The organism is Kitasatospora sp. NPDC058478 (assembly GCF_042720345.1).
Lineage (GTDB): Bacteria > Actinomycetota > Actinomycetes > Streptomycetales > Streptomycetaceae > Kitasatospora.
On sequence record NZ_JBHXML010000005.1, the window covers coordinates 16,048 to 30,581 of the forward strand.

Annotated in this window: 12 protein-coding genes; 6 read left to right on the plus strand and 6 right to left on the minus strand. The window is 74.7% G+C overall.

The window, feature by feature from the left end; translation table 11 throughout:
* Nucleotides 1–30 precede the first annotated feature (30 nt).
* The 4 genes from ACFWPT_RS03940 (at nucleotide 31) to ACFWPT_RS03955 (ending at nucleotide 5,112) form a co-directional block, all read left to right on the plus strand.
* The gene (locus ACFWPT_RS03940) at nucleotides 31–1,194 is read left to right on the plus strand and encodes an acyl-CoA dehydrogenase family protein (protein ID WP_380479360.1); all 1,164 of its coding nucleotides are present in this window, start codon (nucleotides 31–33) and stop codon (nucleotides 1,192–1,194) included.
* Between the two features lie 160 nt (nucleotides 1,195–1,354).
* Nucleotides 1,355–2,557, plus strand: a complete 1,203-nt coding sequence (locus ACFWPT_RS03945; protein WP_380479362.1) for a thiolase family protein — start codon at nucleotides 1,355–1,357, stop codon at nucleotides 2,555–2,557.
* 160 nt (nucleotides 2,558–2,717) lie between these two features.
* Complete coding sequence (gene fabG / locus ACFWPT_RS03950; protein WP_380341806.1) at nucleotides 2,718–3,488, plus strand: 3-oxoacyl-ACP reductase FabG; 771 nt, start codon at nucleotides 2,718–2,720, stop codon at nucleotides 3,486–3,488.
* A gap of 253 nt (nucleotides 3,489–3,741) precedes the next feature.
* Complete coding sequence (locus ACFWPT_RS03955) at nucleotides 3,742–5,112, plus strand: S8 family serine peptidase (protein WP_380479364.1); 1,371 nt, start codon at nucleotides 3,742–3,744, stop codon at nucleotides 5,110–5,112.
* Nucleotides 5,113–5,277: 165 nt separating this feature from the next.
* Here ACFWPT_RS03955 and ACFWPT_RS03960 read toward each other — a convergent pair whose 3' ends face one another.
* Nucleotides 5,278–7,533 (minus strand): hypothetical protein, encoded by a 2,256-nt coding sequence (locus ACFWPT_RS03960; RefSeq protein WP_380479367.1) that lies wholly within the window; start codon nucleotides 7,531–7,533, stop codon nucleotides 5,278–5,280.
* Between the two features lie 158 nt (nucleotides 7,534–7,691).
* Between ACFWPT_RS03960 and ACFWPT_RS03965 the strand changes: the two genes are divergently transcribed.
* Together ACFWPT_RS03965 and ACFWPT_RS03970 are read left to right on the plus strand one after the other, a co-directional pair.
* Complete coding sequence (locus tag ACFWPT_RS03965) at nucleotides 7,692–8,216, plus strand: HAD domain-containing protein (protein WP_380479369.1); 525 nt, start codon at nucleotides 7,692–7,694, stop codon at nucleotides 8,214–8,216.
* Nucleotides 8,217–8,244: 28 nt separating this feature from the next.
* On the plus strand, nucleotides 8,245–8,532 hold the full coding sequence (locus tag ACFWPT_RS03970) for a hypothetical protein (RefSeq protein ID WP_380373941.1): 288 nt from the start codon (nucleotides 8,245–8,247) through the stop codon (nucleotides 8,530–8,532).
* Nucleotides 8,533–8,628: 96 nt separating this feature from the next.
* Here the strand turns inward: ACFWPT_RS03970 and ACFWPT_RS03975 are convergent, their stop codons facing one another.
* The 5 genes from ACFWPT_RS03975 to ACFWPT_RS03995 form a co-directional block, all read right to left on the minus strand.
* Nucleotides 8,629–12,675, minus strand: coding sequence for a BTAD domain-containing putative transcriptional regulator (locus ACFWPT_RS03975; RefSeq protein ID WP_380479371.1), 4,047 nt, complete (start codon nucleotides 12,673–12,675; stop codon nucleotides 8,629–8,631).
* Nucleotides 12,675–13,121 carry a hypothetical protein gene (locus ACFWPT_RS03980; RefSeq protein WP_063350047.1) on the minus strand — a complete coding sequence of 149 codons (447 nt, stop codon included), beginning with the start codon at nucleotides 13,119–13,121 and terminating at the stop codon, nucleotides 12,675–12,677. The genes ACFWPT_RS03975 and ACFWPT_RS03980 overlap by 1 nt, the downstream gene beginning before the upstream one ends.
* A gap of 164 nt (nucleotides 13,122–13,285) precedes the next feature.
* Nucleotides 13,286–13,828 carry a TadE/TadG family type IV pilus assembly protein gene (locus tag ACFWPT_RS03985; protein ID WP_380479374.1) on the minus strand — a complete coding sequence of 181 codons (543 nt, stop codon included), beginning with the start codon at nucleotides 13,826–13,828 and terminating at the stop codon, nucleotides 13,286–13,288.
* A complete protein-coding gene (locus ACFWPT_RS03990) occupies nucleotides 13,825–14,241 on the minus strand; it encodes a TadE/TadG family type IV pilus assembly protein (protein ID WP_159398548.1) in 417 nt (138 codons plus the stop codon). The genes ACFWPT_RS03985 and ACFWPT_RS03990 overlap by 4 nt, the downstream gene beginning before the upstream one ends.
* Nucleotides 14,238–14,531, minus strand: a complete 294-nt coding sequence (locus ACFWPT_RS03995; RefSeq protein ID WP_363367209.1) for a hypothetical protein — start codon at nucleotides 14,529–14,531, stop codon at nucleotides 14,238–14,240. The genes ACFWPT_RS03990 and ACFWPT_RS03995 overlap by 4 nt, the downstream gene beginning before the upstream one ends.
* Between the last annotated feature and the right edge of the window lie 3 nt (nucleotides 14,532–14,534).

A 14,534-nucleotide genomic window follows, 5' to 3' on the forward strand; every position in this document is an offset into this window, starting at 1 on the left:
CAGCGCTAGTTTAATGGATCTGGAGCCGCCGTGAACCTGGAGCTGTCCGAGGAGCAGAGCGCCGTCCGGGACCTCGCCGCCTCCTTCACCGACCGCGAGATCGCTCCGCACGCCGCCGCCTGGGACCGTGCCGAGTCCGTCGACCGCGCGATCATCGGCAAACTGGCCGGGCTCGGCTTCCTCGGCCTCACCATCCCCGAGGATTACGGCGGCAGCGGCGGCGACCACCTCGCGTACTGCCTGGTCCTGGAGGAGCTCGGCCGCGGCGACTCGGCCGTCCGCGGCATCGTCTCGGTCACGCTCGGCCTGGTCGCCAAGTCCGTCAACGGCTACGGGACCGAGGAGCAGAAGCAGCACTGGCTCCCCCGGCTCACCGCGGGCGAGTCGCTCGGCTGCTTCGCGCTCACCGAACCCGGCACCGGCTCCGACGCGGCCAACCTCAGCACCCGCGCCGTCCGGGACGGCGACGACTGGCTGATCAGCGGCGCCAAGATGTTCATCACCAACGGCACCTGGGCCGACGTCGCCCTGGTCTTCGCCCGCACCGGCGGCGACGACCCCGACCGGCAGGGCCACAAGGGCATCACCGCTTTCCTGGTGCCCACCGACCTGCCCGGCTTCACCCGCACCGAGATCCACGGCAAGCTCGGCCTGCGCGGCCAGGCCACTGCCGAGCTCGCCCTCGACCGGGTCCGGGTGCCCGACAGCGCGCGGCTCGGCGAGGTCGACAAGGGGTTCCGGGTGGCGATGTCCGCGCTCGCCAAGGGCCGGATGTCGGTCGCGGCGGGCTGCGTCGGCATCGCCCGCGCCTGCCTGGAGGCCGCCGTCCGCTACGCCGGCGAGCGCGAGCAGTTCGGCCGCCCGATCGCCTCGCACCAGCTCGTCCAGGAACTGCTGGCCGGCATCGCCATCGACGTCGAGGCCGCCCGGCTGCTCACCTGGAAGGTCGCCGACCACATCGAACGCGGCCTGCCGTTCGCCACCGAGTCCTCCGTCGCCAAGCTCTACGCGAGCGAGGCCGCCGTCCGGGCCGCCAACAACGCGCTCCAGGTGTTCGGCGGCTACGGCTTCATCGACGAGTACCCGGTCGGCAAGTACCTGCGCGACGCGCGGGTCATGACCCTCTACGAGGGCACCAGCCAGATCCACCAGTTGCTCATCGGCCGCGCCCTCACCGGGGTCAACGCCTTCTGACCAGCCCGTTCATCCCATCCGATCAGCCAGGACGGGTCAATCGGACCACCCGGACCACCCGGACCACCCGGACCGTCCTGACCGTCCTGACTGCTCGGATCACCCTGACTGCTCGGATCACTCGGATCACTCGGATTCAACCGGATAGGAGCCCGACGACGTGCGTCCCGTCTACTTCGCCGCAGCCCGCCGCACACCCATCGGCCGGCTGCGCGGAGCGCTCGCCACGGTCCGCCCGGACGACCTCTCGGCCACCGTGCTGCGCGCCCTGCTCGCCGACGTCCCCGCCCTCGACCCCGCCCGCATCGACGACGTCTACTGGGGTGCCGCCAACCAGGCCGGCGAGGACAACCGCAACGCCGCCCGGATGGCCGTCCTGCTGGCCGGCCTGCCGGAGACCGTCCCCGGCGCCACCGTCAACCGGCTCTGCGCCTCCGGGCTGGAGGCCGTCACCCTCGCCGCCCGGGCCATCGGCTCCGGCGAGGCCGACGTCGTCCTGGCCGGCGGCTGCGAGTCGATGACCCGCGCCCCCTTCGTCCTCCCCCGCCCCGACGAGGCCCTCCCGCACCGGATCGAAACCTACGACACCCGGCTCGGCTGGCGGCTCACCAACCCCCGGATGGCCGAACTGCACGGCGTGCTCAGCATGGGCGAGACCGCCGAGGAGGTGGCCGGCCGGTACGACATCGGGCGGGAACGCCAGGACGCCTTCGCGCTGCGCAGCCACCAACGGGCCGCCGCCGCCCGCAAGGACGGCCACTTCGACGCCGAGCTGATCCCGGTCGAACGGCCCGACGGCGTGACGGTCGGCCAGGACGAGGGCATCCGCGAGGACACCAGCCTGGAGAAACTCGCCCGTCTCAAGCCCGCCTTCCGCCCCGGCGGCACCGTCACGGCAGGCAACGCCTCGCCGATGAACGACGGCGCGGCCGGGCTGCTCCTGGTCGGCGAGGAGGCGCTGCGCGACCTCGGGCTGCGACCGCTCGGCCGGTACGTGGCCGGCGCCTCCGTCGGGGTGCACCCCGACGTGATGGGCATCGGCCCGGTGCCGGCCACCCGCAAGGTGCTCGGCCGGGCCGGCTGGTCGCTGGCCGACCTCGACACCGCCGAACTCAACGAGGCCTTCGCCGCCCAGGCCCTGGCCTCCGCCGACGGCATCGGATTCACCCCCGAACAGGCCGACGAACTGGTCAACCCGAGCGGCGGGGCGATCGCGCTCGGCCACCCGCTGGGCGGCTCCGGCGCGCGCATCCTCACCACCCTGCTGCACCGGATGCGCCGCACCGACGCCCGGCGCGGCCTCGCCACCATGTGTGTGGGGGTCGGTCAGGGCACTGCCGTCCTCGTCGAGAACGTTGACTGAATGCGGGCCCGCGTTCGCGGCCGAGTTCACGGTCGAGTCCGCGTCCGAGTTCACGTCCGAGTTCACGTCCGAGTTCACGTCCGAGTTCACGTCCGAGTTCGAGTTCACGTCCGAGTTCAAGGGAGCACCGGGAATGACTGAAGTAGCCGCAGTGGCTGAAGTGACGGGCCTGGCGGGCAGGTTCGCGGGGCGGGTCGCCGTCGTGACCGGCGCCGCGCAGGGCATCGGCGCGGCCACCGCCCGCCGGCTCGCCGAGGAGGGCGCGACCGTCGCCGTCGTCGACCTCACCGCCGAACGGGCCGCCGGGACGGTCGCGGAGATCACCGCCAAGGGCGGCACCGCTCGGGCGTACGGCTGCGACGTGGCCGACTACGACGCCGTCGAGGCGGTGTTCGCACAGGTCGCGGCAGACCTCGGCGGGGTGCACATCCTGGTGAACAACGCCGGGATCACCCGGGACAACCTGTTCTTCAAGATGCCGAAGGCCGACTGGGACGCGGTCCTGACCGTCAATCTGACCAGCGCGTACAACTGCAGCCACGTCGCGCAGAAGTACATGGTGGCGCAGAAGTACGGGAAGATCGTCTCGCTCAGCTCGCGCTCCGCCCTCGGCAACCGGGGACAGGCCAACTACGCGGCCGCCAAGGCCGGCATCCAGGGGCTCACCGCGACCCTCGCGATCGAGCTGGGGCCGTTCAACATCAACGTCAACGCCGTCGCCCCCGGGTACGTCGCCACCGCGATGACCGCGGCCACCGCCGAGCGGGTCGGCAGCACGGCCGAGGACCAGCACGCGGAGGTCTCCGCCCGGACCCCGCTGCGCCGGGTGGGACAGCCGGAGGAGATCGCGTCCGTGGTCGCCTTCCTGGCCAGCGAGGACGCCTCGTACGTCAGCGGGCAGACGCTGTACGTCAACGGCGGGGCGCGGTAGGGCTGGCCCGGGCGGGGATCGTCAAGAACCCCTCAGCATTAGTACGATAATACTGATGTGTCGTCACATGACCGTCCCGGGCGTGGGGTTACCTTCACCTGGGACGGTCTTTACCTTTTCGCGTGGCCGAGCATGACCATGCCTCTGATCAGCCGACCCCACCAAATGACTATGGCATGATCATGCGGCAGTCGATGGGATGGCCGGACCGACCCGACCGGACCAGGTCGGGCCCTGCGCCCCAAGGAGTCCCATGGGCAGCCCCGCCCCCCTTCGCCGTGCCCTGGCTCTGCTCGCCGTCGGGGCCACCGCCCTCACGGCCGGCACCATCGCCGTCCCGGCGGTCGGCGCCGCGACCGCCGCCCCCGCGCACGACCTCACGGGCGTCCACGTCCGCCCCGCCTCCTTCGGGCACCACAACGCCCAGGGCCGCACCGCCCCGCTGACCACCACCCAGTGCGTCAGCCAGATCGGCATCCACTGCTACTCGCCGCTGCAGTACCGGAACGCCTACAACCTGAACCCGCTGTACCAGGAGGGCATCACCGGCAAGGGCCGCACGATCGTCATCGTCGACTCCTTCGGCTCGCCGACCATCCAGCACGACCTGGAGGTCTTCGACAAGCAGTGGGGCATCCAGGACACCAACGTCGAGGTGGTCAAGTGGGGCAACGTCCCCGCCTTCGACCCCAAGAACCCCGACCACACCGGCTGGGCCGGCGAGACCACGCTGGACGTCGAGTACGCCCACGCCATCGCCCCCGACGCGCACATCGTCCTGGTCGAGACCGGTGTCGCCGAGACCGAGGGCACCACCGGTCTGCCCGAGATGATGGACGCCGAGAAGGCCCTCATCAAGGCCGGCCGCGGCGACGTCATCTCGCAGAGCTTCGGCGCCACCGAGAACACCTTCCCGGGGTACGACAAGGGCGACTTCAAGTCGCTCACCGACCTGCGCTACGCCTTCAAGGCCGCCGCCGACCACAACGTCACCGTGCTCGCCGCCTCCGGCGACAACGGCGCCACCGACGCGCAGACCAACGGCACCGACCTGTACCCGTACAAGGTCAACTCCTGGCCGTCCTCCGACCCGCTGGTCACCTCCATCGGCGGCACCCAGCTCACCCTGGACAACAACGGCGCACGCACCGCGCCCGACAAGGTGTGGCACGACAAGTCCGGCGCCGGCGGCGGTGGCGTCTCCGGCATCTTCGAGCGCCCGTGGTACCAGGCCGGCGTCGCCAACGTCACCGGCAACCACCGCGGCACGCCCGACATCAGCATGAGCGCGGCCGTCGACGGCGGCGCCTGGACCTACGAGTCCTACGACCCGACCTCCGTCGGCTGGCACCTCACCGGCGGCACCAGCGAGGCCACCCCGCTGTTCTCCGGCGTCGTCGCCCTCGCCGACCAGCTCGCCGGCCACCGCCTCGGCCAGCTCAACTGGCGCCTGTACGGGCTCAACCTGCTCCCGGGCGCACGGACCGGCATCACGGACGTGAAGGAGGGCGACAACTCCTGGGGCGGCGTCACCGGCTACACCGCCACCGAGGGCTACGACCTCTCCAGCGGCCTCGGCACCATCGACGGCGCGAAGTTCGTCCACGCCATCGCCGGTCGCTGACGGGCAGTGGTGGGTAGCAAGTAACAACTAACAGCGAACAGATAACAGATTTCGAAATCTGTTATCTGTTCGCTGTTTTCTGTTTTTTGTTTTCTGTTTTCTGTTCGGTGTTAGCTGCTCGCAGCCCGGTGCCGGTCGCCCGGCCCGGCCGCGCGGCGCGAAGGGTCAGACGCGGTCCGCCGAGGCGGAAGCGGGCTCCGGGGCGGGCGGCGCTGCGGGCTCCGGGGCGGCGGCCAGTTGGGCGAGGTAGCGCTCGGCGGCGCGGAGCTTACGGCCGTCGGGGCCCGGGAGGTAGGCGCGGAGCTCGATGATCTCCGGGGCGATCCGAAGGGCCGCCGCGCGGTCGGGGACCGAGCGCCAGCAGGCCTCGGCATTGGTGGCCGCCTGCTGGGTCTCCGGGTGGTCCGGCCCCCGCGAACGGAGCAGCGCCAGGGCCACCTCGCGGTAGATGTCCGCGGCCTCGGCCGGCCGGCCCGCGAGACGGCACACGTGCGCCCGGACCTGGCGCACCTGGAGGACCGGTTCGGAGACGGCGCCGTGCTCGGCGATCGCCTCCAGTTCGAGGGCGAAGGCGAGTTCGGTGGCGGCACCGTGCTCCCCGGCATCCGCGCTGCGGACGATCCGGCCGATGGCGTCCCGGTAGTCGGCACGCGGCTGACCGGACGCCGGAGCGTCGACGGGCACCGCGTCTGCAGGCACCGCATCGGCAGGCACCTCGTCCGCCGGCACCTCGTCCGCTGGGGCCTCCGCCACCGGGACCGCGTCCACGGGGGCCTCGTCAACGGGAGGGGCCGTGTCGTCCGGCGCTTCCACCGTCGACACCGCATCGGCGGGGGCCTCGTCAACGGGAGGGGCCTGCGTCGGGGCGGCGTCCTGCGGTTCCGCCGTCGGCGTGGCGACGTCTGCCAGCGCCTGCTCCGACTCCCGCTCCCGCCCGGACTCCAACTCCGGCTTCAACTCCGGCTCCGGCCCCGGCTGCTGGGGCTTGGCCAGCGTCACGCCTGCGGACGGCTCGACGACCTCGGGCGTCGCGTCCGCCGGAGCGGGCTTGTGCAGGGTCACGCCAGCCGAGCCGGCCGGCTGCCCCTTCAGCAGGCTGACCGGGCGGGCCGGCCTGGGCGGGGTGGGCGGCACGCCGGGCTTGACCAGGCTCACCGGACCGGCCTCGGTCGCGGGAGCCGGGAAGGCCGACGATGGCAAGGCCGGGGGCGCCACGGGCGGTTCGACGACGGCGTCCTGCGACTCCGCCCGACCCGGCACCGGCGGCACCGCCGACAGCGCGGCCGGCCCGGACGACACCACATCGGCCCGCACGGCATCGACCGGCGGCACCGCGTGAACCGGCATCACGTCAGCCGGCACCGCGTCGACCGGCGCCGACACGTCGGCCGGCGGACCGTCGCCACGGCGGGCGGTGTTGCGGAAGACCGGCCGGTCCGGGGCGTGCGTGGCCAGGATGACGACGTCCGGCCGCAGCACCGAGTACACCTGTTGCCGCAGTTGCTCGGGCGCGAGCACGTCCCCCGCGCCGGGGTGGCCGCCGTGCAGCGCCTCGATCAGGGCCCTGGTGAAGGTGCCGATCTGCTCCGGGTCCGGGCTGACGACCGCCCACAGCGGGATGCCCTCGCTGAGCGGCGAGGCGGCGCCCTGGAGGTACGGCCAGGCGTTCTGGTCGGCGCTGAGGTCGGCGACGACGAGGGTCTGCCACTCGGCCGGACGGTGGCTCAGCTCGGCGGCGACGGCCTGCCAGGGCAGGCCGTCCTGCTTGGAGTCGCGCAGGGTGAGCTGGAGCTGTCCGCCGCGCTTGTCGGCGACCACGTGACCGCCCAAGTGGACGAGCAACGGCCCCGGATGGCGGGACGCGGCGCGCAGGTGGGCGAGGACGGTGTGCGGGTCGCTGGCGCCGGGGAGGTGGACGGCGTCCACCGCGTCCGCGGCGAGCAGTACCTGCGGTGAGACGGCCGCGAGCATCGCGGACAGCACCGACGCCTGGGCGGGACCGCCCCGACCCCAGGTGCGGCGCCCGGAGTTGCCGTAACCGCCCTCGACGACCAGGATCCGTCCGCGCGGCGCCGCCCCCAGTCCGCCCGCACCGGGGGCGCTCACGCCCGGGGCCGGGAAGGGCGGCGGCGTGGCCGCGGACGGCGGCGCGCCCACGGCGGGCATGCCGGTGACGGTCCATCCGGTGGGCGCGGCCGGCGGCGGTCCCGGCACCGCGGCCAGAGCCGTCGGAGCCGTCGGAGCCGACGGCGGGGCTGCCGGAGCGGACGGCGGGAGCGGGGGCACGGGCGGCGGCTCGTAGAGCGCGGCGGGCCCGGGCGGGTGCTCCTCGGCCGGGGTGCGCGGCGGCGGTACGGCGTCCCAGGGGCCCGAGTCCGCTGCCGGTTCGGGGCCTCCGGGGACAGCTGTCGTCTCCGCCATCTTCTGGTCACCGCCCACCCCGCCGCTTCGCGGCGTCTGATGCCCTTGCTGGGTGGTGCCTGCCACCACTCCCGTCGCGCCACCCTACGAGATCCCGGCACACCCGATCCAGGCCGGGTCTCCGATCGGCGTGCCACGCGGCCCGCTATCGTGCCGTCATGGCAGGCCCCGGTACACCTCTCCTGTTCCTCGACGTCGACGGACCGCTCATCCCCTTCGGCGCGCCGCCCCCGGGCGGCTACCCCGTCTTCCGCGGCGTCTCCGCCGCCGCACCCGGCCCGGGCGTCAACCCCCTGCTGGCCCGCGTCGATCCGGCGCTCGGCGGGCGCCTGCTGAGCCTGCCGTGCGAACTGGTGTGGGCGACGACGTGGATGTCCGATGCGAACGACTGCCTCTCCCCCTGGCTCGGGCTGCCGCAACTACCCGTCGTGAACTGGCCGGTGGAGGACGGCGACGAACCGGCCGGCCTGCACGGGAAGACCCGCGCACTGGTCGCCCGGGCCGCCGGCCGCCCGTTCGTCTGGGTGGACGACGAGATCGCCGCCACCGACCGCCGCTGGGTCGCGGCCCACTCGCCCGCCCCCGCGCTCCTCCACCGCGTCGACCACCAACGCGGCCTCACCGCAGCCGACTTCGCCACCCTGGACGCCTGGTTGCGCACACACCGACACGACACGCCTTAGACTCCCCGACCATCTGGACTCCCCGACCATGGACTTCGCCGCCGGACCGCCCCTGCCCTGGCACCTGACGCTGGACGGCGGGGCGGTGGTCGAGCTGTGGGCGGACGGGTACGGCGTCGAGGGCGGGGCGTACGTCTTCAGCGTGCTCGCCCGGGCCACCGTGGCGGAGCAGGGGCAGGTCGACGTCGTCGCCCGGACGCCGGCGGACCGGACCCGGGTGGGTGTGGCGGTGGCCCGGGTCCCGCTCGCCGCCGTCCGGGACGTCCACACCGCCACCGAGCGCACCGTCGACGGCCGGTGCGTCTGCCCGACCTGACCAGGCCGACCGACCTGATCGGTCTGATCGACCCGGCCCCGTATGCCGCTGCCCGGTCACCCCGAGGGGCGGCCGGGCAGCGGCGTGCAGGGGACGTCAGGAACCGGCCAGCAGGTCGCGGAGCAGGGCGACGGTGTCGGCGTCCAGGTCACGGCCGGTGCGGCGGCTGAGCGCGTCGAGACGGTTGACGGCGCGCAGGAGTTGGTCGCGGGCGCCGGCCGAGGCGTAGGCGTAGAAGAGGTCCCGGTGCAGGAGTTCGACGTCCGGGGCGACGGCGAGGCCGCGGAAGACGGCGGCCTCGGCGCTGCGGTGGTCGCCGTACTGCAGGCGGCGGGCGGCCAGTTCGTGGGCGGTGTCGACGATCGCCGCGATCATGTCCTGGCGTTCGGCCTCGGCCCAGCCGTAGGAGGCGGGCGGGGCCTCGGCGAACGGGGCGCCGCGCACCAGGGCCAGGGCGTGGGCGAGGGCGGCGTCGGCGGTGGCGCTGGTGCTGCGCATGCCGCGCCGGTAGAGGCTGCGGAACTCGTCCCAGTCGCAGGTGACGACCGGGGTGAAGGAGTAGCCGTCGGTGGTGTCGGTGGGCAGGAAGGCGCGGCCCTCGGGCGAGGTGCCGAACCAGGCGGCCAGGTCGGCGAGTTTGCCGGGGAGCGGGCTCTTGGCGTCGGCCGCGGTGGGGTGCGGGTCGAGGTGGGCGGCGCCGGGGTGGAGGTCGTGGTCGAGGGCGTGGTGGTCGGCACCGGGCCGCAGCGCGAGGTAGACGGCGAGTTCGGTGAGCCGGGACAGCGCGCCGGGTTCGGCGGTACCGAGGGCTCCGGCGACGTCGACCGGGCCGAGCAGGCGGATCCGGGGGGCGTTGCGGGCGGCGTGCGCCTCCGGGGAGCGCAGGATGGCGAGCAGGTCGTCGCTGTCGCTGCGCCCGGGGGTGGTCTGGGCGACCGGGGCGACGGCGGCGGGGCCGGGCTCGGCTCCGGGTTCGACTCCGGGCTCGGTGTGGGAATCAGCGTGGGAATCGGCTTCGGCCGGGGCCTCGGCTTCGGTGCCGGGCAGGAGATCGGGCGAGGGCTCCGGCCGGGACGGGACGCGCGGGTCGACGCCGGAGGACGCGGGCGCGGGCTGGTGGACCGGGGCCGGCTCGACGGGCGACTGCGGCACGACCGGCTGGACGGACTGAACGGCGGGAACGGACGGCACGGGCTGGACGGCGAGGACGGCCGCGGGGGCTTGCTGCGGTGCCTCCGCCGCGTCCCCCGCCACCGCGTCCGGGCGGCGCAGGTCCCGGGTGGCCTCGTCCGCTGCCTCGTCCGTGGCCTCGTCAACGAGCTGCCCGACCACGAGCTCTTCGTCGGTCCCGATCCCGCTCCCGCTCCCGGTCTCGGTACCGACTCCGCTCCCGGTCTCGGTCCCGGTCTCGGCGGAAGCGGCCTGCCGCCCCTGCCCGTTGACCGCGTACCGCCCCGGCCCGGCCGGAGGGGCCGGTACCGGCGTCGCCGGGTCGGTGCCCGCGAACGGGCTGGCGCCGGTGCCGATGACCCGGGCGAGCAGCCGGGGCCCGGCGGCCGTGTCCGTACCGCCCTGCGCGCCGGTCGCGGCGGCGCCGACGGCGGCCAGCACGGGTACGGCGGCGGGCAGTTCGGCCGTGTCGGTGTCGTCGTCGTCCGCGTCGGGGTCGAGGCCGGGACCGTCCAGGGTCCAGGCGGGGGCCGGGTGCTGGGTGAGGTCGTCGGCGGCGCGGAGCAGTTCGGTGACCTGGTCGTACTGCTGGTCGCTGAGCCGCTGGAGTTCGACGGTGAGGTGCAGGCCGGGGATGGCCGCCTGGCCGGTGGCCGGGAGGGTCCAGCGGGCGACGGGGCCGGTGCCGCGTTCGGGGGCGCGGGTGATGACGGCGACGCAGGTGCGCGGCCGGGCGTCGAGCAGGCGGCCGAGTTCGGCGGGGACCTCGCCGCCGGGCTGCTGGGCGCAGAGCACGATCTCGGGGGTCCAGGACTCGTCGGCCTGGCCCCGGCTGCGGGCGTCGCGCGGGCTGGCGGCCTCGGCGGCGACCAGGGTGGCGCGGGCCTTGGCGGTGCGCGGGCCGAGGGCGGCGAGCGCGGCCTCCAGGGTGGGGTGGCGGTGGATGCGTTCGGCGGCCGGGCCGCTGATCGGCACCTCCTCGGCGAGGTCGACCAGGTGCAGGTGGAGCCGGTCGGCGAGCGGGCTGTGCGCGAGTTCGACGGCGAGGGTGCGCAGGATGTCGCGGGCGTCGTCGGGGTGGCCGGAGAGGTGGAGCAGCCGGACGGCCTCCAGGTCGGCGAGGACGACCGAGCCGTCGGGCGAGGTGCCGAGGGTGACCAGGGCGGGGTAGGGCGCGGCGGTCTTGCGGGCCTGGGCGGCGCTGAGCAGGTCGCCGGAGTCGAGGCTGCACCACCAGACGTTGGCGGCGTGCGCGGCGCGGAACGGCGCGATCGGGGTGGCCGGGCCGGAGAGGTGCAGTTCGATGGTGTGGCCGGGGGTGATCCGGGCGGCGACGATGGCGGGCAGGCGCTTGCCGCCGCGCACGGTGTTGCGGGCCATGGTGCGCAGGGCGCGGTCGAGCAGGTCGAGGCCGGCGTCGTCCTGACGGGCCCTGAGCTCGTTCTCGAAGGCGGCGGCCTCGGCGTCGGGCATGGTGATGCGGTGCCGGGGGCGGCGGGCGCGCAGTTGGGTGCCGCGCTTGTGGGCGACGGTGCCGACCATGACGGCGGCGAGCAGGACACCGACGGTGGAGGCGGTGAGGGCGATGGAGTAGTCGTCACCGGCGGCCGGTTCGGCGTGCGCGGCGGGGGCGGGCGCATGGGTGGGCGCATGGGTGGGTGCCGGGGTGACGGGCTGGGACGCGGCCGGGGTCGGCGCGGCCTGGGTCGGCGCGGGGGCGGGAGTGGCGGGCGCCTGGTCGGTCGACGGCGCCGGAGCGGGCGCGGGCGCGGGCGCGGGCTCGGACGGAGGAACAGGCGAAGGAGCGGCCGCCCCCGGCACCGTGAGCACCATCCCGGGCACCAGCACGTCCGGATCGGTCAGCCGTTCCCCGTCCGGCGCCTGGGCGCCCTTGTTCGCCTCGAAGAGCTTCGGCCACGCCTCGGCGTCCCCCAACTCCCGTTGGGCGATGACGGACAGGCTGTCCCCGCCCTGGACGGTCACCGTCGCGTGCCCACCCGCACCCGGCTCCGTCCCGGCCTGCGGCACCTGGGCCGACCCGGCACCGGAAGCAGAGGCGGGCGCGGGCTCGGACGGAGGAACAGGCGTCGGAGCAGGCGAAGGCGCCGACCCGTCCGCCTTCGCGTCCCCCGGCATCAGCAGCGCCCACCCCGGCTGGATCGGCCGGTCGGCGTCGAAGCGGATGCCTGAATCGTCCATCACCCGGCCGTCATTGAGCTTGGCGATCTCCACCCACCGTTCACCGGAGCCCAGTTGGCGTTCGGCGATGGACCACAGGCTGTCGGCGGGCCGGCTGTCCCGCACGGTGTACGTGGGGTTCTGCTCGGCGGCGGGCGCCAGGGCGGGCGCGGCCTGGGCGGCGGGCAGGGCGGCTCGCTGCACGCCGGCCGCCAACTGCGCCGGGGCGGTGGCGGTGTGGGCCGGGGTGGCGGCGAAGGCCGAGCCGGCGACCGGCATCAGCGCGAACACCGAGCCGACCAGGCCTGCCGCCATCCGCTGGCTCCAGCCGAAGGCGGGGATGCGGCGGGCGATCCGGCCGCGCAGCTGCGCGGGGATCTCCAGCAGGACGGAGAACGCGAAGCAGCCCCAGGCGAGCCAGCCGACCACGACCAGCAGCCAGAGGAACAGCCGTCCGTCGTCCGGGCCGGTGAGCGCCTGGCCGACGCCGTCCGGCGCGACGTCGCCCATCGCGGCGACCGCACGGGTGCCGTAGAGCAGCAGCGCGGGGACGCCGAGCAGCAGGGCGAGCAGGGTGACCAGCGCGGCGAGCGCGGTGATCAGGGCTGCGCCGCGGCCGCGACCGCGCGGTGGGCGGGGCGCCGGGGCGGCGGGGCGGCCGGCGGCCCGGTGTCCGGTGTGGGCCCGGCCGTTGGCGCTCCGGGCCTGGTCCTCGGCACCCGGGCTCCGGCCCTTGGCGGTTCGAGCCCGGCCCGGGGCGGTTCGGGCCTGGTCCTTGGCACGTGGCGCGGCCATCAGTCGGTCTCCGCTTTCTCGACTCCGTGGACGAGGGTCGCACTGCCCTTGCCCGTTACCTTCCGCTCCCCGAGCGCGCCCAGCAGGACGGGCCGGTAGTCGGCCCGCACGGTGACGGTGACGACCTTGCCGTCGCCGGAGAACTCGACCTCGCCCGCCTGGAGGCCGTACAGGGCCAGGTAGGCGTCGGCGGCCTGCCGGACGTAGTCCTGCTGGATTTTGAAGCCCTTCCCCTGGAGGACGGCGGCCTGGTCGAGCTGCTGTCCGCCGACCCGCGCGGCCTCCTGGGCGTAGGCGTCGGTGCGTTCGGCGACCCGCAACCGGCCGCCGGCGTCGATCACCAGGGCGATGACGAGCACGACGTAGGCCGCGCAGATCGCCACGAAGAGGGCGACCGCGCCCCGGTCGGAGCGGCGTCGGCGCCGCGCCCTGACAGGCACTCCCATCCCCCCTGCCCCTCCCGCACCTCGTCCGCCCCACCGGCCCCCACCGGGCGCCGACCGGTCCCGTCGCGTCATCCCCCGTGCGCTCTCCGCTTGCGTCTCCCCCGCGCGGGCCGTCCCCAATCCCCCGTCGTGGCCCGTGTCCCGCCGGGTGCCGCCCCGGGCCGTCATGTGCCCCGGTAGCGGTCCACCACGGAGGTGAACTCGCCGACGAGGTGCTTCGTCACGGGTACGCCGGACGGTCCGCCGAGCAGGTCCGCCAGTTCGACGTCGCACACCACGGTGACCTTGACGGTCGTGACGGCGCCGCCGGGAAGGTCCAGTCGGCCGGGCACGACCTGGACGTCCCCGTTGCGGCAGGAGACGCCCTGCTGGCGCAGCGTCGCGAGGGCCGAGTCCCGGCCCGGCTGCGTCATCCCGTCGACGCTGCGCTGCAGCGAGGCGGTGCGGGCGCCGGCCCGGGCGGCGGCCTCGACCGTACCGGCCGTGGTCTGCACCCGCCCGGCGGCGATGGCCACCAGGACCAGCCCGACCACCGGCGGCACGACGATCGCCGCCTCGATGGCGACGGCGCCGCCGTCGCTCCGCCGGACCGGCCACCACCGGGGCCGGCGCGCGGAACGGCGCTCGGCCCGGGGCGCGCAACGGCCCCCGGAACCACGCTCGGCGCGCGGCGCCGGCCACCAGTCGGCCCGGGTCCGCCGTCTCACGGCGCCACCGCCACCGGCGGGACGAAGTGCTCGCGCGGCGCCTCGGCGAACTGCGTGAGGGCGGGCGCCGACAGCCCGGGTATCAGCAGCGGCGGGCGCACCGCCACCGTGACCCGGACCACTTCGGGCGTGCTGCCGTCGGTCGTCACCGTGTACGAGTGCACGCCCTGCCGGTCGAGGAAGTCCCTGGCCTGTCGGCGCGCCGCCTCGTTCTTCACCTCGTCCGTCGCGTTGCCCTGGATCCGGCCGGCGTCCACGCCCTCGCGGGCGGCGGTGAGCGCGAGCTGGCGGTCGTACCACAGCAGCGCGGCCTGGACGACGAGCATCAGGAGCACCAGGACGACCGGGAAGACGATGGCGAGGCTCACGCTCATCGACCCCCGGTCGCCGCGGCGGCGAGGTCGGTACGTCACTTGGTGGCGCCTCCCGCGGCCGCGCCCGCACCCGGCATGTTCGGGTCCTGCTGCACCTTCTGCACGACCTTGTCCTTCAGCAGGTACAACGCGGTCGCGACGGCGCCCGCGACGAAGACCAACGCGATGATGGCGAGGGCGAGTTCGATGCTGATCGCGCCGCGGTCGCCGCGCGCGCGGGCGGCCCGCAGCCGGCCGAGCCGCAGGGTGAACAGCAGCAGGGCGAACTGCACGGGCAGCAGGACGGGCCGGATCAGCCGGCCTGCCAGGTGGACGAGTCGGACGGTCATTCG